At 59.5% G+C, this 21,169-nt stretch carries 22 protein-coding genes; 18 read left to right on the top strand and 4 right to left on the bottom strand.

Going from position 1 to position 21,169, the window contains the following annotated elements:
* Both F8N85_RS21020 and F8N85_RS21015 read left to right on the top strand, forming a co-directional pair.
* Positions 1 to 1,254 (top strand): MFS transporter (locus tag F8N85_RS21020; RefSeq protein ID WP_150805443.1); only part of this gene is annotated, 1,254 nt, incomplete at its 5' end.
* A 62-nt stretch (positions 1,255 to 1,316) separates the two neighbouring features.
* The gene (locus F8N85_RS21015; protein ID WP_150805442.1) at positions 1,317 to 2,120 is read left to right on the top strand and encodes an IclR family transcriptional regulator; all 804 of its coding nucleotides are present in this window, start codon (positions 1,317 to 1,319) and stop codon (positions 2,118 to 2,120) included.
* A 16-nt stretch (positions 2,121 to 2,136) separates the two neighbouring features.
* Here F8N85_RS21015 and F8N85_RS21010 read toward each other — a convergent pair whose 3' ends face one another.
* Positions 2,137 to 3,189 (bottom strand): NAD(P)-dependent alcohol dehydrogenase, encoded by a 1,053-nt coding sequence (locus tag F8N85_RS21010; protein ID WP_150805441.1) that lies wholly within the window; start codon positions 3,187 to 3,189, stop codon positions 2,137 to 2,139.
* Between the two features lie 191 nt (positions 3,190 to 3,380).
* Between F8N85_RS21010 and F8N85_RS21005 the strand changes: the two genes are divergently transcribed.
* Complete coding sequence (locus F8N85_RS21005; RefSeq protein WP_150805440.1) at positions 3,381 to 4,271, top strand: AraC family transcriptional regulator; 891 nt, start codon at positions 3,381 to 3,383, stop codon at positions 4,269 to 4,271.
* A 184-nt stretch (positions 4,272 to 4,455) separates the two neighbouring features.
* On the opposite strand, the gene F8N85_RS21000 is transcribed toward F8N85_RS21005, so the two are convergent.
* Both F8N85_RS21000 and F8N85_RS34585 read right to left on the bottom strand, forming a co-directional pair.
* Positions 4,456 to 6,120 carry an electron transfer flavoprotein-ubiquinone oxidoreductase gene (locus F8N85_RS21000; RefSeq protein WP_150805439.1) on the bottom strand — a complete coding sequence of 555 codons (1,665 nt, stop codon included), beginning with the start codon at positions 6,118 to 6,120 and terminating at the stop codon, positions 4,456 to 4,458.
* A 398-nt stretch (positions 6,121 to 6,518) separates the two neighbouring features.
* The gene (locus F8N85_RS34585; protein ID WP_191636224.1) at positions 6,519 to 6,668 is read right to left on the bottom strand and encodes a hypothetical protein; all 150 of its coding nucleotides are present in this window, start codon (positions 6,666 to 6,668) and stop codon (positions 6,519 to 6,521) included.
* On the opposite strand from F8N85_RS34585, the gene F8N85_RS20995 reads away from it, so the two are divergent.
* The 14 genes from F8N85_RS20995 to F8N85_RS20930 all read left to right on the top strand — a co-directional run bounded on the left by F8N85_RS20995 (position 6,667) and on the right by F8N85_RS20930 (position 18,271).
* Positions 6,667 to 7,416 carry an electron transfer flavoprotein subunit beta/FixA family protein gene (locus F8N85_RS20995; protein WP_150805438.1) on the top strand — a complete coding sequence of 250 codons (750 nt, stop codon included), beginning with the start codon at positions 6,667 to 6,669 and terminating at the stop codon, positions 7,414 to 7,416. The genes F8N85_RS34585 and F8N85_RS20995 overlap by 2 nt on opposite strands.
* Positions 7,417 to 8,346, top strand: a complete 930-nt coding sequence (locus F8N85_RS20990; RefSeq protein WP_150805437.1) for an electron transfer flavoprotein subunit alpha/FixB family protein — start codon at positions 7,417 to 7,419, stop codon at positions 8,344 to 8,346. It abuts the gene before it with no gap.
* Between the two features lie 80 nt (positions 8,347 to 8,426).
* The gene (locus tag F8N85_RS20985) at positions 8,427 to 9,251 is read left to right on the top strand and encodes a substrate-binding periplasmic protein (protein ID WP_150805436.1); all 825 of its coding nucleotides are present in this window, start codon (positions 8,427 to 8,429) and stop codon (positions 9,249 to 9,251) included.
* Between the two features lie 9 nt (positions 9,252 to 9,260).
* Entirely contained in the window at positions 9,261 to 9,617 is a 357-nt protein-coding gene (locus tag F8N85_RS20980; RefSeq protein WP_150805435.1) for a DUF4398 domain-containing protein, read from the top strand.
* Positions 9,614 to 10,426 carry an OmpA family protein gene (locus F8N85_RS20975; RefSeq protein ID WP_150805434.1) on the top strand — a complete coding sequence of 271 codons (813 nt, stop codon included), beginning with the start codon at positions 9,614 to 9,616 and terminating at the stop codon, positions 10,424 to 10,426. Before F8N85_RS20980 ends, F8N85_RS20975 begins: the two co-directional genes overlap by 4 nt.
* A 346-nt stretch (positions 10,427 to 10,772) precedes the next feature.
* The gene (locus tag F8N85_RS20970; RefSeq protein WP_150645079.1) at positions 10,773 to 12,212 is read left to right on the top strand and encodes a PLP-dependent aminotransferase family protein; all 1,440 of its coding nucleotides are present in this window, start codon (positions 10,773 to 10,775) and stop codon (positions 12,210 to 12,212) included.
* A gap of 102 nt (positions 12,213 to 12,314) precedes the next feature.
* Positions 12,315 to 12,815, top strand: coding sequence for a translation initiation factor 2 (locus F8N85_RS20965; protein WP_150805433.1), 501 nt, complete (start codon positions 12,315 to 12,317; stop codon positions 12,813 to 12,815).
* A gap of 166 nt (positions 12,816 to 12,981) precedes the next feature.
* Entirely contained in the window at positions 12,982 to 13,236 is a 255-nt protein-coding gene (locus F8N85_RS20960; protein WP_150805432.1) for a YkgJ family cysteine cluster protein, read from the top strand.
* A 42-nt stretch (positions 13,237 to 13,278) separates the two neighbouring features.
* A complete protein-coding gene (locus F8N85_RS20955) occupies positions 13,279 to 13,887 on the top strand; it encodes an START domain-containing protein (RefSeq protein WP_150805431.1) in 609 nt (202 codons plus the stop codon).
* A 148-nt stretch (positions 13,888 to 14,035) separates the two neighbouring features.
* On the top strand, positions 14,036 to 14,272 hold the full coding sequence (locus F8N85_RS20950) for a hypothetical protein (RefSeq protein ID WP_150805446.1): 237 nt from the start codon (positions 14,036 to 14,038) through the stop codon (positions 14,270 to 14,272).
* Between the two features lie 216 nt (positions 14,273 to 14,488).
* Positions 14,489 to 14,830 carry a ribonuclease E inhibitor RraB gene (locus tag F8N85_RS20945; RefSeq protein ID WP_150805430.1) on the top strand — a complete coding sequence of 114 codons (342 nt, stop codon included), beginning with the start codon at positions 14,489 to 14,491 and terminating at the stop codon, positions 14,828 to 14,830.
* Positions 14,831 to 15,098: 268 nt separating this feature from the next.
* On the top strand, positions 15,099 to 16,508 hold the full coding sequence (locus F8N85_RS20940) for a circularly permuted type 2 ATP-grasp protein (protein WP_150805429.1): 1,410 nt from the start codon (positions 15,099 to 15,101) through the stop codon (positions 16,506 to 16,508).
* A 12-nt stretch (positions 16,509 to 16,520) separates the two neighbouring features.
* Complete coding sequence (locus F8N85_RS20935; RefSeq protein WP_150805428.1) at positions 16,521 to 17,471, top strand: alpha-E domain-containing protein; 951 nt, start codon at positions 16,521 to 16,523, stop codon at positions 17,469 to 17,471.
* Positions 17,468 to 18,271: a transglutaminase family protein gene (locus F8N85_RS20930; protein ID WP_150805427.1), complete on the top strand. Its 804-nt coding sequence runs from the start codon at positions 17,468 to 17,470 to the stop codon at positions 18,269 to 18,271. Before F8N85_RS20935 ends, F8N85_RS20930 begins: the two co-directional genes overlap by 4 nt.
* Positions 18,272 to 18,481: 210 nt before the next feature.
* Here the strand turns inward: F8N85_RS20930 and F8N85_RS20925 are convergent, their stop codons facing one another.
* A complete protein-coding gene (locus F8N85_RS20925; protein WP_150805426.1) occupies positions 18,482 to 19,288 on the bottom strand; it encodes a c-type cytochrome in 807 nt (268 codons plus the stop codon).
* Between the two features lie 663 nt (positions 19,289 to 19,951).
* Here F8N85_RS20925 and F8N85_RS20920 point away from each other — a divergent pair.
* Positions 19,952 to 21,157, top strand: coding sequence for an acetyl-CoA C-acetyltransferase (locus tag F8N85_RS20920; protein WP_150805425.1), 1,206 nt, complete (start codon positions 19,952 to 19,954; stop codon positions 21,155 to 21,157).
* The last annotated feature ends 12 nt before the right edge of the window (positions 21,158 to 21,169 follow it).

Below are 21,169 nucleotides of genomic sequence, written 5' to 3'. Positions count from 1 at the left end.
TTTTTCATCATGCTGCTGTTGTTCATCACCGTGGTAATCAACTATCTGGACCGCAGCAACCTGTCGATTGCCGCCCCGGCACTGACCAGCGATTTGGGTATCGATCCGATTCATGTCGGGCTGATCTTCTCCGCGTTCGGCTGGACCTACGCGGCGATGCAGATCCCCGGTGGCTGGCTGGTGGATCGGGTGCCGCCACGCATCCTCTACAGCGTGGCCTTGCTGTTGTGGTCGGTGGCCACAGTGATGCTTGGCTTCGCCGCGAGCTTCATCGCGTTGTTTGTACTGCGCATGGCCGTGGGCGCGCTGGAGGCCCCGGCCTATCCGATCAACAGCCGTGTGGTGACCACCTGGTTTCCCGAGCGTGAACGCGCAACCGCCATCGGCTTCTACACCTCCGGGCAATTCGTCGGGCTGGCGTTCCTCACCCTGGTGCTGGCCTGGCTGCAACATCATTATGGCTGGCAAATGGTGTTCGTCAGCACCGGTGCGGTGGGGATTATCTGGGCGCTGATCTGGTACGCGGTGTATCGCGAGCCACGGGATTTCAAGGGCGCCAACCAGGCCGAAATCGACCTGATCAGCGAAGGCGGCGGGCTGGTGGATATCCAGGCCGAGACCGCCAAACGCAAGGCTCCGTTCAGCTGGACCGACCTCGGCATTGTGTTGAGCAAGCGCAAGTTGTGGGGTATCTATCTGGGGCAGTTCTGCCTTAACTCGACGTTGTGGTTCTTCCTGACCTGGTTCCCGACCTATCTGGTGAAGTACCGTGGCATGGACTTCATCAAGTCCGGGCTGCTGGCGTCGCTGCCATTCCTCGCGGCTTTCGTCGGGGTGCTCTGCTCGGGGTTCTTCTCCGACTGGCTGATCCGCCGCGGCGCGACCGTCGGCTTTGCCCGCAAGCTGCCGATCATAGGCGGGCTGCTGATATCCACCTCGATCATCGGCGCCAACTTTGTCGAATCGACGCCGCTGGTGATTGCCTTCCTGGCGCTGGCGTTTTTCGGCAACGGCCTGGCGTCGATCACCTGGTCGCTGGTCTCGACCCTGGCGCCTGCACGCTTGTTGGGGCTGACCGGTGGTGTGTTCAACTTCATCGGCAACCTGTCGGCGATCACCACGCCGATCGTCATCGGCTTTCTCGCCAGCGGTAACTCATTCGCCCCGGCGATCACCTACATCGCCGTGCTGGCACTGATCGGTGCATTGTCTTATGTGCTGCTGGTGGGCAAAGTGGAGCGCATCAAACTCTAGTAAGCGTTAGTGCGGGCGACCATAATGCCGCCCGTTCTCTCGCTCATTGTTGAAGGCCGGATATGCAGGAAGACGCCGCAAAAAACGCCAAGGAAATCGCGCCGACCGGCACCCAGACGCTGCTGCGTGGCCTGGGTGTGGTTCAGGCCGTGGCCAGTGGCGCTCGCGATCTGAAGGAAATTGCCCGGCTGATCGGTACCACCCGCAGCACCACTCACAGGCTGGCCAGTTGTCTGGTGGACGAGCGTTATTTGCGGGTAGTACCGCAAATCGGTTATCTGCTCGGGCCAAAGCTGATCGAACTGGGTTTCCAGGCCCGCGAAGAGTTGCCGTTGGTGACCCTGGCCGGGCCGTTTCTGGATGAGCTGTCGGCGTTGACCGGCGACACCATTCACCTGGCGATTCGCGAAGACGATGACGTGCTGTACCTGCACAAGAATCCTGGACGCAATGGTCCGGAAATGCGTTCGCGGGTCGGTCATCGCATGCCGTTGGCTCGCACCGGGATCGGCAAGGCGTTGATGCTCGACGACAGCCAGCAAGAGTGGCAACGTCTGTACGACGTCAGCTTGCCAGTGGGCGGGAAGAATCTGTTGTGGCCGCAGCACCCGGAGCAATCCTGGGAGCAGTTCCGCGAACGCATGCTGGAATACGTGGCCGGCGGTTATGCCTTTGATCTGGAAGACAACGAACCGTCGATCCGCTGTGTAGCGGCGCCGGTACGCGATGCCAGCCGGCGAATCGTCGCCGGGATCAGCATCGCCAGTACCGTGCCGTACATGCCGCTGGAGAAAATGCTCGAACTGATCCCGTTGATCAAACAGGCCGCCGCCCGGCTCTCGGCGGAGCTAGGGGCCAAGGTTTAAGCCGCGAAGGTCTGAGTCAGACCTTCAAGGTCGCCATGTCGATCACGAAGCGGTATTTCACGTCACCGGCGATCATGCGGCTGTAGGCCTCGTTGATCTGGCGGATGTCGAGCATTTCGATGTCACAGGTGATGTTGTGCTCGGCGCAGAAATCCAGCACTTCCTGGGTTTCGGCGATGCCACCGATCAGGGAGCCGGCCAGTACCCGGCGACTCATCACCAGCTTGCCGGCGTGGACCGGTGGATTCACGGGTTCGATCAGCCCTACCAGTATGTGCACGCCGTCGAAACGCAGGGTATCGAGGTAGGGATTGAGGTCGTGCTGCACCGGAATGGTATCCAGCAGGAAATCGAATTGTCCTGCCGCCGCGGCCATCTGTGCCGCATCCGTGGACACGATTACGTGGTCCGCACCCTGGCGTCGACCTTCCTCGGCCTTGCTGGCCGAACGGGTGAACAGCGTCACCTCCGCGCCCATGGCCTTGGCGAACTTGATGCCCATGTGACCGAGGCCGCCCATGCCGAGAATCCCGACCTTGTCACCGGCCTTGACCCCGTAATGCTTGAGCGGCGAATAGGTGGTGATGCCCGCGCAAAGAATCGGCGCGGCGCTGGCCAGGTCGAGTTTCTCGGGGATGCGCACGACAAAATGCTCGCTGACCACGATGCTGTCGGAGTAACCGCCCATGGTGTTGCTGCCATCGACCCGGTCCGGGGTGGCGTACGTCATGGTCGGGCCTTCCAGGCAGTATTGCTCGAGGTCGGCGTGGCAGGCTTCGCACTGACGGCAGGAGTCGACCATGCAACCGACGCCGACCAGATCCCCCACCTTATGTTGGGTGACGTTCGCACCGATGGCGGTAACTTTGCCGACAATCTCGTGGCCGGGCATCAGCGGGTAAACAGCAATGCCCCACTCGTTGCGCGCCTGGTGGATGTCGGAATGGCAGACGCCGCAGTAAAGAATCTCGATCGCTACGTCGTCGGCCCGAGGGCTGCGGCGTTCGAATTTCACGGGGGCGAGGGGAGTGGTGGCCGACTGCGCGGCATAACCGATGGCGGTGTACATGAGGAACCTCGCAAAAGCAGTGACAGGTGAGGTGGCGAAGTGTGGGCGCCGCTTCGGTCACCGGCCATGGCGATTCCTCCGCGTGTCATGCCTAATCCTCCGGCATCGGCGTTTGACGGGTCGCATTGGCGTTCAGACCTGCGATGATGCTTTCATCCCATTTTTCGCGATTTTTTTTGTGAAGAGCTCCCATGTTGTTGACCCGTCATCTCGACGCCAATGCCACGCTGGTTTCGCTGATCCAGCCACTGGCCATTCGCGACGGATTTGTCCCGACCGCATTGCCGGGTGTCCAGGTACTCAGGGCCAGTTGCGATGTCGCCCGGGGCCCGCAGATTTACGAGCCGAGCCTGATGATCATCGCCCAGGGCAGCAAACTGGCGTATCTCGGGCCCCGAACCCTGGAATACGGTGCCGGGCATTACTTGATTCAAGCGCTGCCGGTGCCCTTCGAATGTGAAACCTTTGCCCTGCCGGATGCGCCGCTGCTGGGTGTTTCCATTGCCATTGATCGGGTGCTGCTCGGTGAGTTGGTGTTGGCCATGGGGCTGGCGCCAGGACGCGACATCCCCGCGCAGACACCGGAGTCCATGACCTCGGCGGTACTCGACGACGGGATGCGCGGTTGCGTCGAACGGCTGTTGCGCTGCCTGCACGATCCGCTGGAATGCCAGGTCATGGGCCAGGCGCGTTTGCGTGAGTTGTTGTTCGTGGCATTACGCGGGCCCCAGGCCGATGTATTGCGAGCGCTGGTGGAGCAGCAAGGTCAGTTCGCTCGCATCGCGGTTTCCCTGAGCCACTTGCATGCCCATTACACCGAGCCGCTGAACGTCGAGACGCTGGCCAGTTGCGCGAACATGAGTGCCTCGACCTTCCATGAGCATTTCAAGCGCAGCACCTTGCTGTCACCGGTGCAGTATCTGAAGCGATTGCGCTTGCTCAAGGCTCAGCAGTTGCTGTTGGTGGAGGGGCTGGGTGTGGCCCAGGCCGCCCATCGGGTGGGTTATCAGAGCACGTCGCAATTCAGTCGTGAGTACAAACGCTACTTCGAGCGCAATCCGGGGGATGAGCGCGCTGCTTGATGCACCGAAACGCCCCTGTGGGAGCGAGCTTGCTCGCGATTGCGGCGGGTCAGTCGCCATCAAGTCTGGATGATAAATCGCTTTCGCGAGCAAGCTCGCTCCCACATTGGAATGCTGTTAGCTCATGAATCTCAGGCAACAAAAAGGCCCCCATTTCGGGAGCCTCGATGTTCAGCGAGTCGACTTACATGTTCGGGTAAGTCGGGCCGCCGGAGCCTTCCGGCGCCACCCAGGTGATGTTCTGCGCAGGGTCCTTGATGTCACAGGTCTTGCAGTGCACACAGTTCTGGGCGTTGATCTGGAAGCGCTTCTCGCCGTCTTCCTTGGTGATCACTTCATACACGCCGGCCGGGCAGTAGCGCTGCGCCGGTTCGTCGTACAGCGGCAGGTTCTTGGCGATCGGGATGCTCGCATCGGTCAGCTTCAGGTGGCAGGGCTGTTCTTCTTCATGGTTGGTACCGGAGATGAACACCGAGCTGAGTTTGTCGAAGCTGATTTTGCCGTCCGGTTTCGGGTAGTCGATCTTCTTGCAGTCGGCCGCCAGCTTCAGGCACGCGTAGTCCGGCTTGGTGTCGTGCAAGGTGAACGGCAGTTTGCCGCCGAAGATATTCTGATCGAGCCAGTTGAAACCACCGCCGACGATAGCGCCGAACTTGTGGATCGCCGGGCCGAAGTTACGGCTGGCGAACAGTTCGTCGTAGAGCCAGCTGGCTTTGAACGAATCAACGTAAGTGTTCAGTTCATCGCCGCCTTCGGAACCGGCAAACAGCGCTTGCGCCACAGAGTCGGCGGCGAGCATGCCGGACTTCATCGCGGTGTGGCTGCCCTTGATCTTGGCGAAGTTCAGGGTGCCGAGGTCGCAACCGATCAGCGCGCCGCCCTTGAAAACCATTTTCGGCAACGAGTTCAGGCCGCCTTTGCTGATGGCGCGGGCGCCATAACTGACGCGCTTGCCGCCTTCCAGATACTGCTTGAGCACCGGGTGATGCTTGAGGCGCTGGAACTCGTCGAACGGCGACAGGTAGGTGTTGCTGTAGGACAGGTCGACGATCAGACCGACGACCACCTGGTTGTTTTCCAGGTGATACAGGAACGAGCCGCCGGTGTTCTCGGTGCCCATGATGTCCAGCGGCCAGCCAGCGGTGTGGACCACCAGGCCTGGTTGGTGCTTGGCCGGGTCGATGTCCCAGATCTCTTTCAGGCCGATGCCGTAATGCTGGGCATCGGCGTCGGTGTCGAGCTTGAAGCGTTTGATCAGTTGCTTGCCGATATGGCCACGGCAGCCTTCGGCGAACAGCGTGTACTTGCCGCGCAGTTCCATGCCCGGGGTGTACAGGCCTTCCTTGGGATTGCCTTCGCGGTCGACGCCCAGGTCACCGGTGAGGATCCCGCGGACCACGCCGTTCTCGTCGATCAGCGCTTCCTGGGCAGCGAAGCCTGGGTAGATTTCCACGCCCAGGTTCTCGGCCTGCTGGGCCAGCCAGCGACACAGATTGCCCAGGGAGATGATGTAGTTGCCTTCGTTGTGCATGGTCTTGGGCACAAAGAGGTCGGGAATCTTGGTCGCGCTGTCAGCGTTCTTGAGGACGAAAATGTCGTCACGGGTGACCGGCGTGTTCAGCGGCGCGCCGAGTTCCTTCCAGTCCGGGAACAGTTCGTTCAGGGCGCGGGGTTCGAACACCGCGCCGGACAAAATGTGAGCACCGACTTCAGAGCCTTTCTCGACCACGCAGACGCTGATTTCCTTACCGGCTTCGGCGGCCTTCTGCTTCAGTCGGCAGGCGGCGGACAGGCCAGCGGGGCCGGCACCGACGATGACCACGTCGAATTCCATGTATTCGCGTTCCACAGGCTATCTCCTACTCAAGGCTCACAGTTTTTTTTCTAATTGGAGGTTTGGCACTTCATCTATTGTTCCTGCACTGTGTCAGGCGGGGGAATCAATGATGAGACATCTTTCTCTCTAGGCGGCGCATTATATCTACACCACTCTCAGCGTCCAATACAAACGTTTGTTTGAATTTGCTGTAGGCCAGATAAATCAAAGAAGCGCGGCTTATAACTGACCATTTTGCCGTATTGACCGGAATAGGCGTTCCGGTCAAGATACGGTCGGTTTTGCGCTCGCCGTAGGCTGACTGTTGGTTTCAAGAGCACCTCTAAAGACAGGGCGAAAGCAGTACAAGGTGACGCATTGCGCAGCTTTGGCGCGCAGTTTACACGGCATGAAAAGGAATGACTCATCGGTCACCACTGACGAACGGTCATTTCGCTTGTGAGCAGGGTCATTTTTATTGAATTGCCAGCGTTTTTAGAGGTGCCCTTGCGCCGATGAGCATCATTCGCCAGGTTCGCCCGGGCGACTTTCTTTTCACCGGAGAGTAACGAGGAATCCATGAAGGTTCTTGTAGCTGTCAAACGAGTGGTCGACTATAACGTCAAGGTTCGCGTCAAAGCGGACAACTCCGGCGTCGACCTCGCTAACGTCAAGATGTCGATGAACCCGTTCTGCGAAATCGCAGTGGAAGAAGCCGTACGCCTGAAAGAGAAAGGTGTTGCGACTGAAATCGTCGTCGTCTCCATTGGTCCGTCTACTGCCCAAGAGCAGCTGCGTACCGCCCTGGCGCTGGGTGCCGATCGTGCCATCCTCGTCGAATCCGCTGATGAATTGAACTCCTTGGCCGTGGCCAAGCTGCTCAAGGCTGTAGTCGACAAGGAACAGCCACAGCTGGTTATCCTTGGCAAACAGGCCATCGACAGCGACAACAACCAGACCGGCCAGATGCTGGCTGCACTGACCGGCTACGGTCAGGGCACCTTCGCCTCGAAAGTCGAAGTCAGCGGCGACAGCGTTGCCGTGACTCGCGAAGTCGACGGCGGCGGGCAGACGGTTTCCCTGAAACTGCCAGCCATCGTCACCACCGACCTGCGTTTGAACGAGCCGCGCTACGCGTCCCTGCCAAACATCATGAAAGCCAAGAAGAAGCCTCTCGAAGTGCTGACTCCGGACGCTTTGGGCGTTTCTACCGCCTCCACCACCAAGACCCTGAAAGTCGAAGCGCCGGCTGCACGCAGCGCGGGTATCAAGGTCAAGTCGGTGGCTGAACTGGTCGAGAAACTGAAAAACGAAGCGAAGGTAATCTAAATGACTATCTTGGTTATTGCTGAACACGACAACAAAGTGCTGGCTCCGGCCACGCTGAACACCGTTGCTGCGGCCGTGAAAATCGGTGGCGACATTCACCTGCTGGTGGCAGGCCAGGGCGCTGGCGCCGTGGCTGAATCCGCGGCGAAAATCGCTGGCGTGGCCAAAGTGCTGGTAGCCGACAACGCTGCCTACGCTCACCAGTTGCCGGAAAACGTTGCGCCACTGGTGGCCGAGCTGGGCGCTGGCTACAGCCACATCCTGGCTGCTGCCACCTCCAACGGCAAAAACATCCTGCCGCGCGTCGCCGCGCAGCTTGACGTTGACCAGATCTCCGAGATCATCTCGGTAGAAAGCGCTGACACGTTCAAGCGTCCGATCTATGCCGGTAACGCCATCGCTACCGTGCAATCTTCGGCTGCGATCAAAGTGATCACCGTGCGTGCCACCGGTTTCGACCCGGTTGCCGCTGAAGGTGGTTCGGCGGCTGTTGAAGCCGTTGCTGCCGTCCATGACGCTGGCACCTCGAGCTTCGTCGGCGAAGAACTGGCCAAGTCCGATCGTCCGGAACTGACCGCTGCCAAGATCGTCGTTTCCGGCGGTCGCGGCATGCAGAACGGCGACAACTTCAAACACCTGTACGCCCTGGCCGATAAGCTGGGCGCGGCAGTCGGCGCTTCCCGCGCCGCGGTCGACGCAGGTTTCGTACCCAACGATATGCAGGTCGGTCAGACCGGCAAGATCGTTGCGCCACAGCTGTACATCGCCGTCGGTATCTCCGGCGCGATCCAACACCTGGCTGGCATGAAAGACTCCAAGGTGATCGTCGCGATCAACAAGGACGAAGAAGCGCCAATCTTCCAGGTGGCTGATTACGGCCTGGTAGCGGACTTGTTCGAAGCCATACCCGAGTTCGAGAAGCTGGTCTAATCCAGCGGCTTGACTTATAAAGAGCCCGGCCTTTTGGCCGGGTTTTTTTTCGTCTTTGATTTGAGCGGGAGAGTTTCGCCATGGATCTGCGTCGCTGGAACGGCTTGTGTTGGCTGCTGGGGCTGTCAATGTTGCCTTCACTGGCTGGGGCGGCGGGCAAGTGCGAACGCCTGGTGGTGACGGGTAGCCCGGATGCGCCGCCTTACTTGTGGCGTGACCCGCAAGACCCGAAACACTTGATCGGTGCCAGCGCCGATCGATTGCAACAGATCGCCGCTGAGCTGGGGCTCAAGGTCGAACTGCTGTATGCCGGCAAGCGTTCCCAGGCTCTGGATGAAGTGCGCAGCGGGCGTATGGACATGCTCGCCGATGCCTCCCTGACGGTGGGTGAGCTGGAATCCCTGGATTACATTCATCCACCGCTGATGGAAAACGACTATCTGGTCTGGACCCGCAAGGACTCGCAGCTGGTCTACAACGAGGCGAAGGACCTGCACGGTCATCCCGGTGCGATGTCGGAAAAAGCCCGTTTGACCCAGCCGTTCAGAACCTTCGCCGAGCAGCAGTTGAGCCTGGTGCCCATGCCCAACTTGACCCAGGCCTTTCAGAAATTGCTCTTGGGCGAAGTGGAATATGTACTGGCGGGGCGTTATGCGGGGATGACCATGGTCGAGACCCTGGGCATGGCCAATGACCTGCTGGCCCACCCACAACCGATCGATAAACCGGGGCTGTTCCTCGCCGTTTCCCATAACTCCGCCTGCAACGACCCATGGTTGCGCGGACAGTTGGCCAAAAAGATGACAGAATTGCCCGCGTCCGGTCTGACGGAAGCCGTGCTGCAACGCAATCTCGAGCGTTGGAAAGCACAGTTGAAAAATCCCGTCAGCACCCAAAAACAGTAGGGATTCTTAGTGACTATTCGACCTCTTTTCGCTGCCCTGGCCGTTCTGGCTCTGGCGGGTTGTGCAGCCGATCCGGCGCCGAATGAACAAATGCGTTTGACCGAACAGGCCCTGGAACAAGCCAGGGCCGTGGGTGCAACGGCTGAAGACGTGCCGGAGTTGAAGCTCGCGGAAGGCAAATACGCCCGGGCTCAGGGCGACATGGCCGACCTGTCGTTCAAGCATGCACGCATGCGGGCCGAGCAGGCCGAACTGGACGCCCGTCTGGCCGAGGCACGGGTCCTGACCCTGAAAAGCCAGGAGCAACTGAACGTGCTCAATACCCGCATCACTCGCCTGCGCAAGCAACTGGGGGATGCCCAATGAGCCTGAAGACCCGAGTACTCGGTGGATTGCTGGTGGCCGGCTGCGTGAGCCTGTACGGTTGCGCCGGCCAGCAAAGCGAACTCGCTGTGCAGCAGGCCAGCGCCGACTTCCAGAAGGTCAAGGAAGACTCCAACGTGCTGCGCATCGCGCCCAAGGACGTGATCCGTGCCGGTGAGTCCCTGGCCCGTGCCGATCGTCTGACCAGTTACTGGGGCAGTGGCTCGGATGTTAAGCATTACGCCTACCTGAGCCAGCGCTATAGTGAAATCGCTCGCGAACACAGCGAACAGATCCTCAACGAGGAGCGCGCAGCGAAGCTCGAGCTGGAGCGTCAGCGCCTGCAATTGGCCTTGCGTGAAGCCAAGTTGCTTAGCGTGCAGCAGCAAGGCAAATGGCTGGAAGAGCAGATTATCAGCCTGGCGACGACCCAGACCGATCGCGGCCTGGTGATGACCCTGGGTGATGTGTTGTTCGATACCGGTGAGGCGGACTTGAAAAGTTCGGCCACCCGCACCGTGCTGAAAATCGTCCAGTTCCTCCAGCTCAATCCAAAGCGCGTGGTGCGGATCGAAGGTTACACCGACAGCACCGGCGGCAAGCAGGACAATCTCAAGTTGTCGCGCGATCGCGCTCAGGCGGTGGCCAACGTGCTGATGGATCTGGGGGTCGAGGACAAACGAATCCAGGTCGAAGGCTACGGCGATGAGTATCCGGTCGAAGTCAACGCGTCCGAACGCGGACGGGCGCAGAACCGCCGGGTGGAAATTGTGTTCTCCGACGAAAAAGGCCAGCTTGGCGCTGCCCGCTAAGGGTTACGACACTGGACAAGGCAGGTTTACGAAAACGGCTGACGCTAGAAATCCTGTAGGAGCTGGCGAAGCCTGCGATCTTTTGATCTTTCGCTTGGGGACTCAAGTGGATCTGGAAAGATCGCAGCCTCGTTTCACTCGACAGCTCCTACACGACCCGGCCCCTTGAGGTGCCGGGTTTTTTTATGCCTGCCAATTGCCTCGCGATGCCAATAAAAGCAGTACAGATTTTGCTGACACTGCACTGTACAGTCGACTATTGTGGCAACTGTCCCCGTACACTTCTAAACTGTTCCGGTATTGTTCCACACAAAAATAAAATGCCCGTGAAATCGAGTGCTGCGTCATGACTAATCTTTTGCTCTATCAACGTATCGCTCAGCAGCTGGCCGAGGATATTCGTCGTGGCGTGTACCAGCCGGGCGAGCGCGTGCCTTCGGTGCGCAAGATGAGCTCGCAGCTCAACGTCAGCCATGCGACGGTGCTCCAGGCTTACGCCAATCTCGAGGACCAGGGGCTGATTCGTGCACGGCCACAGTCCGGCTATTACGTGCACCAGACACCGGCCCTGACTGCGCCGACCCCGGATATCGCCCGGGTCGAGCGGCCCGGTCTGGTTACTCGCAGCAGTATTATTCAACAAGTACTGGTCGAGTCGCGGCGCGAAGGGGTGTTTCCGCTGGGCGCTGCCGTGCCGAGCGTCGACTATCTGCCGGTGCGCGCGCTGCACCAGCAATTGGCCAAGGTCACGCGCTTTCATAGCCCGCGGGCCTTCAGTTACATGTTCAGCCCCGGTTTTGAACCCTTGCGCCGTCAAGTGGCGATCCGCATGCGCGATGCCGGTGTAGTGGTCGATCCATCCGAAGTGGTGATCACCCATGGTTGTGTCGACGCGCTGCAGATGTCGTTGCGGGTGCTGACCCGCCCAGGCGACCTGATCGCGGCGGAATCACCGACTTATTACGGCTTGCTGCAGCTGGCCGACCTGCTGGGTCTGAAAGTCATCGAGATCCCCAGCGACCCGGCCACCGGCATGAGCCTTGAAGCTCTGCAGCTGGCGGCGAACCAGTGGTCGATCAAAGCGCTGGTGTTGACCACGCGCCTGAGCAACCCGTTGGGCGGCACCATGCCTGAAGAGCGGCAAAAGCAGTTGCTGCGTCTGGCCTCGGATTTCGATATACAGATCGTCGAGGACGATATTTATGGCGAACTGATGTTCGAACAAGGCCGTACCAAGGCACTCAAGGCCTATGATCGGCTGGATCGGGTGATTTACTGTTCGAGTTTTTCCAAGACCCTGTCGCCGGGTGTGCGGATCGGCTGGATGATTGCCGGCAAGTACCAGCAGGAAATCCAGCGCTTGCAGACCTTCAGCACCCATTCGGCGTGCAGCGTCACGCAGATGGGCATCGCGGCTTATCTGGAGAACGGCGGTTATGACCGCCATCTGCGCTACATCCGTCAGGAGTACCGCAAGAACCTCAGCGCCTTTCAGCTGGCGGTGCAGCAGTACTTCCCGGAAGGCACGCAGATGACCCGGCCCACGGGCGGCTTCATCCTCTGGGTCAGTCTGCCCGGGCGAGTCAACACCCAAGAGCTGCACGTGCGTGCCTTGCAGCAGGGCATCAGTATCGCGCCGGGGCTGATTTTCAGTAATACCGAGCAGTTCAATCACTGCATTCGATTGAACTGCGGCACCCCCTGGAATCGCGAAGCGGAGCGCACGTTGATGACCCTGGGCATGCTCGCCAATCAACTGTGTCAGGAGGCGGCGGGCGGTTTTTGAGCGGGGTGCAGATGCCATCGGATGATCGGCTGGTCGGCGCGCTTGTCATGAACCGTCCAACAAGCGAGCATACGGCCCCCTGCCGTTAGGGCTGTAGTGTCTATGAAAGCGACTTTTGCTGTTGGCTGGTTTTTAATCTGTCTTTTGAGCGCGTTCAATAGCGGGGCAGTGATGGCCGCTTCCAATCCGGATAAGCCTGCGGAGTCTACCCCCGCGACCAAATCGCAGAAGCCTGCGGCAGTGAAGAAAGTCGCGCCCGTAAAAAAGGCGGTTACAGCTAAAAAACCGAAGCCTGTTAAAAAGCGCGCGCCCATCGCGTCCAAGTCAAAGTCTGCAAGAGAATTGGTGAAGACTCCACTGCCCTCGGCCAGAGTGGACCTGAGCCTGCCGCCGGATATGGTCAGCCAGTTGCAGCCGCCAGGTACGCTTGTACAGACCCAGCATGCGCCTTTGCTGCCGCAGTTGTTTGGCGATAAGCCCGGGGAAAGCGGTCCGTTCCAGCTGAATGGCCGCTTGATCAACAATGAAATGGGGTTGCAGCTGCGTAATGAGGAGCGGCGGGATGTCGAGGGTGCGGCGCTTGAGTTCGAGTTCAAACGGTAAATCCAGACACCGACTGTGAGCCCCGACCTTGACGCTTTGTCGGAGACTGGTCAGTCACGGCTGTTTGATCGAGAAAACCACCCGCTGGTCAATTTCAAACAGCTGTTTTAGCGGGTACTCTATCCCGCGTCGTTAACCCTTTGCCGTCGCCAGGAGTTCTGTCGTCATGAAATGCCGTGAAGGCTGTGGCGCTTGCTGCATTGCCCCTTCCATCAGTACTCCGATTCCCGGCATGCCCAATGGCAAAGTCGCGGGAGAACGTTGCCTGCACCTTTCCGCCGATTACCTGTGCGCGATTTTCGGGATGCCTGAACGACCGCTGGTCTGCGGGGCATTTCACGCGGATATCGAGGTCTGCGGCAGCAATCGTGAAGAAGCCATCAAATTGATTGGCTGGTGGGAGCAAATGACGGCAGCTTAAGGGGGTTCAAAGAACGGAACTTCAACAACAAGGAAAAAGACAATGGGTTCGCTGCATCGAATGGCTGTGCTCTGTGGCTTGACTGTTTTGCTGGCCGCAACGGCCCGGGCCGAGGAATGGAAAACCGCCAAGGAGGCGGATGGCATCAACATCTCCTTGAGTGAAGTGGCCGGCTCCGAATACAAGGCCTACCGCGGTGTGACGCTCTTGAAAACCTCCATGGCCAAGTTACGCGGCTTGCAGGAAGACGTCGTCGGTGCCTGCGCCTGGATCCATGAGTGCAAGTCGCAGAAGCTGCTCAAGCACGAAGGCAATCAAAGCTGGACCTACACCCAGTTCAATACACCCTGGCCGGTGACTGCCCGCGACTCGGTATTGCACATTACGACCGTCGAGGGTGCCGAAGGCAGCCTCACCCGCAAACTGGAAGGCGTGCCGACTTATGTTCCTGAAGAAAAGGGTTTTGTGCGGGTGGCCCGGGTCGAGGGCTTCTGGAAGCTCGTCCCTAAAGGCGCGGATCAGGTCGAAGTGACCTATCAGGTTCACACCGATCCGGGCGGCAGTGTCCCGTCGTGGCTGGCCAACAAGTTTGTGGTCGATGCTCCGTTCAACACCTTGAAAGCATTGAAAGCAAGGGCTGAAAAGCCGTAACGGCTCGAGCCAGTTGCCCTTTGAAAAAAGGTCGTCTATGGACGGCTTTTTTTATGCGAAGTCCGCTGGCGTCATGGGTGGAACGATGCCCGGTGCTCAAGGTCGAGATGTTGTAAGCCCATTAACGGGATTTATCGAGGAGACACTGATGCAAAAGTGGGAAGTCACCTTCGTTGATGATCATGGTGTTCAAGCCGTTGAGCATTTCGAATGCGAGCAAAAGCCCAGCATGGAGCAGGCTGCGCAAATGATTCGGGCAAAACTTCTCCCTGTCCCGGCCGCGCTGGATCTCAATGATCTGGAAGGCCGTATCGAAGACCCCACGGTGAAAAACCTGAAGGAACAATGCAGCATTCAAATCCTCAGCATCACTCAGGCTCCCTGAGCCTCGCGCAAAATCCTTGTCCAGCCCCTCTAGTACAGGTACTGGCTTCGCGTTACTCTGCAATCGAGATCAGCGAATGAATCGCTAAGGTCTGGTCTTGTCAGCTACATGCTTGTTTCCCCGCGGCAGTCATAGTGCCGTATCGCTTTCACCATTCGGTTGCGAGCGCGGGGGAGTACGGAAAGTCTATCCATTGGGTTTTAGGAGGACGTTTTCATGAGCACAGCCTATCAAGAAGACATCAGCAGCAGCGTGCTGCGCCGCATGAAAGAAGGCGGTTTCGACTTTTCACGATTCCATCCCATCGAGTTCTACGCCATTTTCCCGGACGAGGAGCGGGCACGCAGGGCGGCAGGGCATTTTCGCGGTGAGTCACTCAATGCTCAAGTCAGCGCGCGTGATGACGGCGCCTGGCACCTGGAACTGAGCAAGGTGATGTACGCCACCTACGGCGGCATCGGTGACTTCGAGCAGGATTTCGAGGCGGTGGTCGAGCCTCTGGGCGGGATAATCGAAGGTTGGGGCGTGAAGCAGGAGGTACGAGGGTTACTCGCATAACACCTATGAACAGCATCAACACTCAGCATCGGCTGACCTTCGGGTCGGCCGATTTCGTTTGTGGCTGACAGAAAGATCTTTTGCCGTGTAACGAAATCAACGCTGGCTATGCTTCGCAATGAAGCGGGGGCGATCGAGTGGGGGAGTTTGCTGCACAGCAATGGTGCGGTGTTTCCTGGGCGCTTATCCAACCGATTGATATTAAAGCGGTTATGCCGCTGGCACGGGGCTTGCGAAGCTTAGGTGTCCGGGTGACAAGGAGTACGGCATGATCCGCACCTATTTTGATGAAATGTACGATGCCGGCGGCCAGGTCCGCCCGCATTATCGGGAGTTTGCCCGTTGGCTGGCCGAAACGCCTGACGAGCTATTGGCACAACGGCGACGCGAGGCCGATCTGCTATTTCATCGCGCCGGGATTACTTTCACACTCTATGGTGATGAGCAGGGGACAGAACGCCTGATTCCCTTCGACACCATTCCCCGCAGTATCCCCGCCAGCGAATGGCGGATCGTCGAACGTGGCTGCATCCAGCGGGTCAAGGCGTTGAACATGTTCCTCGCCGACCTCTACCACGAGCAGCGCATCATCAAAGCCGGCATTATCCCGGCCGAGCAGGTACTGGCCAACGAGCAATACCAGTTGGCCATGCAAGGGCTGGATCTGCATCGCGATATTTACTCGCACATCTCTGGCGTCGATCTGGTGCGTGATGGCGATGGCACCTATTACGTGCTCGAAGACAACCTGCGCACCCCCAGCGGCGTCAGCTATATGCTTGAAGACCGCAAGATGATGATGCGGCTGTTCCCCGAATTGTTCGCTGCCCAGCGCATTGCGCCGATCGATCATTACCCCAATCTGTTGCTCGATACCCTGAAAAGCTCCAGCCCGCTGGATAACCCCAGTGTCGTGGTATTGACGCCCGGGCGCTTCAACAGTGCGTTCTTCGAACACGCGTTCCTGGCTCGGGAAATGGGCGTCGAACTGGTCGAGGGCGCTGACCTGTTTGTCCGCGATGATCGGGTATTCATGCGCACCACCGACGGGCCGAAAGCAGTCGATGTGATCTATCGACGCCTCGACGACGCCTTTCTCGACCCGCTGGCATTCAATCCGGACTCGATGCTCGGCGTGCCGGGCCTGCTGTCGGCCTATCGCTCGGGCAATGTGGTGCTGGCCAATGCCATCGGCACCGGCGTGGCGGACGACAAGTCAGTCTATCCGTTCGTCACGGACATGATCCGCTTCTATCTGGACGAGGAGCCAATCCTCAAGAACGTGCCCACCTTTCAATGCCGCAAGCCCGAGGAACTGTCCCACGTGCTGGCGAACCTGGGGGATCTGGTGGTCAAGGAAACCCAGGGTTCCGGTGGTTACGGAATGCTGGTGGGGCCGGCGGCGACGGCGGCGGAAATCGAAGCGTTCCGGGCGCGGATCAAAGCCAAGCCTCACGCTTACATCGCCCAACCAACCTTGTGCCTGTCGACGTGCCCGACCTTTGTCGAAAACGGCATCGCGCCGCGCCATATCGACTTGCGCCCGTTTGTACTGTCTGGTCGCGAAACCCGAGTCGTGCCCGGCGGCCTGACCCGTGTCGCTTTACGAGAAGGATCCCTGGTGGTGAATTCGTCCCAGGGTGGTGGAACCAAGGACACCTGGGTGGTCGAGGATTGAAGGAAGCCTGCCATGTTAAGTAGAACTGCCTCGGATTTGTATTGGATGTCGCGTTACCTGGAGCGGGCGGAAAACCTCGCACGGATGCTCGACATCAGTTATTCGCTGTCATTGATGCCGCAGGACGGCCGCGGTGACGGTTTGCATGAATTGGCGATGCCGCTATTGATCACCGGCACCCTGGACGACTATCTGGAGCGCCACGGTGCATTGCATGCCGAACGGTTGCTGCACTTTTTCGCCCTGGATGCGGCCAACCCGGCGAGCATCTACAGCTGTCTCGGGGCCGCGCGGGCCAGTGCCCATGCGGTGCGTGGGCGAATCACCGCGGACATGTGGGAAAACATCAACGCCACCTGGCTGGAGATTCGCGGTATCGCCGAACAAGGTCTCAGCCGTTATGGCATGAGCCGTTTCTGCGAGTGGATCAAGGAGCGTTCCCACCTGTTTCGTGGCGCTTCCTACGGCACCATCATGCGCAATGATGCGTTTCGATTTATCCGTCTCGGCACCTTCATCGAACGGGCCGACAACACCCTGCGGTTGCTCGATGCCCGCTACGAAATGGCCGGTGACCAGGCCGAAGCGGTCAGCGACGGCACCGCCCACGCCTACTACCAGTGGAGTGCCTTGCTGCGCGCCTTGTCCTCGTTCGAGGCCTACACCGAGATCTACCGCGACGCCCCCGGAGCGCGACACGTCGCCGAACTGTTGCTGTTGCGCGCCGACGTCCCGCGTTCCCTGCGTGCATGCACCGAAGAGATCGACCAGATCCTCGCCAGCCTGCCGGGCGCCAACGGCCGGCCAGCGCAACGCCTGGCCGCCGAAATGGACGCGCGTCTGCGCTACACCGCAATCAACGAAATCCTCGAGGAAGGCCTGCACGCCTGGCTGACCGAATTCATCCCGCTGGTGCGCCAGTTGGGCAACGCCATTCACCGTTCCTACCTGGAGGCTGCATGAGACTTTCCATTAGCCACGAGACCACCTATCACTACGAAGATCAGGTGCGGGCGAGCATCCAGTATTTGCGTCTGACGCCCCACGACAGCGAGCGTCAGCACGTGCTCAGCTGGCAGCTCGACCTGCCGCGGCCGGTGCGCGCGCAGCTGGATCCGTTCGGCAATATCCTGCACGTGCTGACCATGGACGAACCCCATGCAGCCATAGTCATTGGTGCCCGTGGGCAAGTGGATATCGATGAACAGCACGAAGCCGAGCATGAAAGCCAGTCGGCACTGCCGTTCCTGCGTTTTACCCGGTTGACCGAGGCAGACGAGGCCTTGCGTGCCTTTGCCGCCAGGCAATGCCTCAAGCGCCGTGATCGCACCGGGTTGATCGATCTGATGCACGGTTTGAACCAGCACATGACCTACACCCCAGGCTCCACCGAAGTCGATACCAGCGCTGCCGAAGCCTTCGCCGGGCGGGCCGGGGTTTGCCAGGACCATACCCATGCATTTCTGGCTTGCACCCGCAGCCTGGGCATTCCGGCGCGTTATGTCTCGGGTTATCTGTTCAGCGAGAACAGCGAACATCTGGCCAGTCATGCCTGGGCCGAAGCCTGGCTTGACGACGCCTGGTACAGCTTCGATGTGACCAATCAACTGGCCCGGCCCGAGCGTCACCTGAAACTGGCGGTCGGCCTCGACTATCTGGACGCCTGCCCGGTTCGCGGCATGCGCCGCGGCGGTGGCTGCGAGCAAATGCACGCCAAAGTCTCCGTTTCACCGACGCCGGTTTTTTCGGTGCAGCAGCAGTAAAATCGGGGATACCGCATCGCGAGCAGGCTCGCTCCCACACTCGATCTTCAGTGAATTGCAGATAATGCACACATCGAAAATCTAATGTGTGCGAGCTTGCTCGCGATGGGGCCAGAATTGGCAAACCCGCTCTCACAGGATCACTCAGTCAACTGTGGGAGCGAGCCTGCTCGCGATGGGGCCAGAACAGACACCACAAGATTCAAACCATCAAGGCTGCTGCTTACGCCCCGCCATATGCTTCAAATACCCCACCAGCAACTCCAGCTCCGCATCCGGTAATACGCTGGTGGAGAAGCCGGGCATTTTCGCCTGTGGCCAATGGCGCAGGCTTTGCGGGTCGCGGATATAGCGCTTGAGGAAATCGGCACCGAAGTATTCGGTAGGGCTGAAGGGGATATTCAGATCAGGACCCATCTGCGCATCACCCGCGCCATTTAAGCGATGGCAGGCCAGGCAGTTCTTCTGGAACAGCGCAAAGCCCTGGTTCACCGGATCATTCGGCGCCAGCTTCGAATCCGGGCGCAAGGCCGGGAAACGCTCGGCGACAGGCGCCAGGCGTTTGATACTGGCGACCTGGAACGGCCATTGTTCAGGGCTGATCTGACCGGCCTGGGGATCGCTCCAGACCAGATAGAACGGCCCGGCACTGGGTTTTCCTTCAGCCAGTGGCGGCCAGGGACGCTGCGGATCTTCCACTGCCAGCCAGGCTTGGGCACCGCTGACATTCAGCAGCGGGCCAGCGGCCAGCTCGGCGGCAAAACCGTCGAGCGCCACCGCTTGCAGATGGTCATCGGCGGCAATGCCCGTGAGCAACGCTGCCAACGGCACGGCGCGATAACTCATGTCCCGCTTGTAGGACACATCGTCAGTAATCCGGATCGTCTGAGCTTGAGGGTGCTTGAGCAATTCCTCGGTCTGCCAGGTTCGGCTGCCGGCGCCCAGGTCCAGGACCAGTTGCGCGGCGTACAGGGGCGTGCAGAGCAGCAAGGCCCCGAGCAAAATGAAAGGTTTCAATGGGTCGCCGTAATGTCGTCAGTAAATTCGTCCCGGGACGGCGGGACGTAGCCGGACAGGGCGCCATCGAGCCCCCGGATCGTGCTCGAAGATTGGCACACAAGCGCCGGCCCCGATAGTGAACCGGGGCACAAATTGAGTGCGGCGCTGTGAAACGGCCACGCCTTTAGCCGATCACTTTGGTCAGGTTCGGCAATATCAGGAGCAGCGTAGTGGCGAATAGAATGAGCCCGGCTTGACGTACTTTCGATTGTTTGAACATGGCTGACTGCCTTTTTTGTTATTGGTGGAGCGTCAAATTGCTTGCCTACATTTTCTCCATGATGGCAAGGCGCTGTACTTCCTTTCTGACGAGGGTCTCGGCAAAACCCGACGACAACCTCGTACAGGTTTACCTTAGGGGCCACGTCCCACTTGCTTTAGATCCATTTCATATCAGCACTGATACAAAACTGTATAAAAAAGTATGAGGCCTATTGCCAGCTTCTTGGCCGCCCCTTGGCTAGACAGTTCCGTTGCTCCATCGGCGCGATCGATTGCTCGCTACCGTTCGTCTGAGCGTGACCGTCAAGGTCAGTGAGCGCTTCGGTCATTGAATCCAACACAGCCGAGCCTAAGGTGGGAGGTCTGTATTACTCACCTGCCCAATGGTTCGAGGACGTCATGACTGAAGCTTTGATTTTCGATGCGTTACGCACTCCCCGGGGCAAAGGCAAGGCCGATGGCGCCTTGCACAGCGTCAAGCCGGTCAACCTGCTCGCCGGGCTGCTGAGCGCTCTGCAACAGCGTACGGCGCTCGATACCAGCCAGGTCGATGACATTGTGCTCGGTTGCGTGACCCCAATCGGCGACCAGGGCGCCGATATCGCCAAGACCGCCGCGCTGGTTGCCGATTGGGACGTCAGCGTGGCCGGTGTGCAAATCAACCGCTTCTGTGCGTCGGGCCTGGAAGCGGTCAACCTCGGCGCCATGAAAGTCCGCTCCGGGTTCGAAGACCTGGTGGTGGTGGGTGGCGTCGAGTCGATGTCGCGGGTGCCAATGGGCAGCGACGGCGGTCCGTGGGCGCTCGACCCGCAAACCAACCTGCACAGCCACTTCGTGCCCCAGGGCATTGGCGCGGACCTGATCGCCACGCTGGAAGGCTTCAGTCGCCAGGAGGTCGATGGTTTTGCCTTGCACTCCCAGCAAAAGGCCGCACGGGCGAGGGCGGACGGTTCTTTCAACAAGTCGTTGGTGCCGGTGCTGGACCAGAACGGTATCGTCCTGCTCGATCACGATGAATTCATTCGCGCGGGTTCCACCCTCGAAGGCCTGGGTAATCTCAAGCCGAGCTTTGAAATGATCGGGCAAATGGGCTTCGACGCCACGGCGTTGCGGGTTTACAGCCACATTGAGCGCATCAACCACGTGCACACCCCGGGCAACAGTTCGGGGATAGTCGACGGCGCCGCGTTGATGCTCATCGGTTCCGAGGCCAAGGGCCGGGCGCTGGGTTTGCAGCCGCGGGCGCGGATAGTCGCCACGGCCGTCACCAGCACTGATTCGACCATCATGCTCACCGGTCCTGCCCCGGCCACCCGTAAAGCCCTGGCCAAGGCCGGGCTGCGGGTTGAAGACATCGATTTGTTCGAGGTTAACGAGGCGTTTGCTTCGGTGGTGCTGAAGTTCATCAAGGACATGGCTATCGACCCGGGCAAGGTCAACGTCAACGGCGGCTCCATCGCCATGGGCCACCCGCTGGGCGCTACCGGTTGCGCGATCCTCGGGACCTTGCTCGATGAGCTGGAAGTGCGACGCCTGCGCTATGGCCTGGCGACCCTCTGTGTCGGCGGCGGCATGGGTATTGCCACCATCATCGAACGTCTCTGAGCCCTGACTACA

The organism is Pseudomonas fluorescens (assembly GCF_902497875.1).
Taxonomy (GTDB): domain Bacteria; phylum Pseudomonadota; class Gammaproteobacteria; order Pseudomonadales; family Pseudomonadaceae; genus Aquipseudomonas; species Aquipseudomonas fluorescens_BR.
The sequence above is the reverse complement of the archived record's forward strand: the minus strand, read 5'-3'. Positions and strand labels throughout refer to the sequence as shown.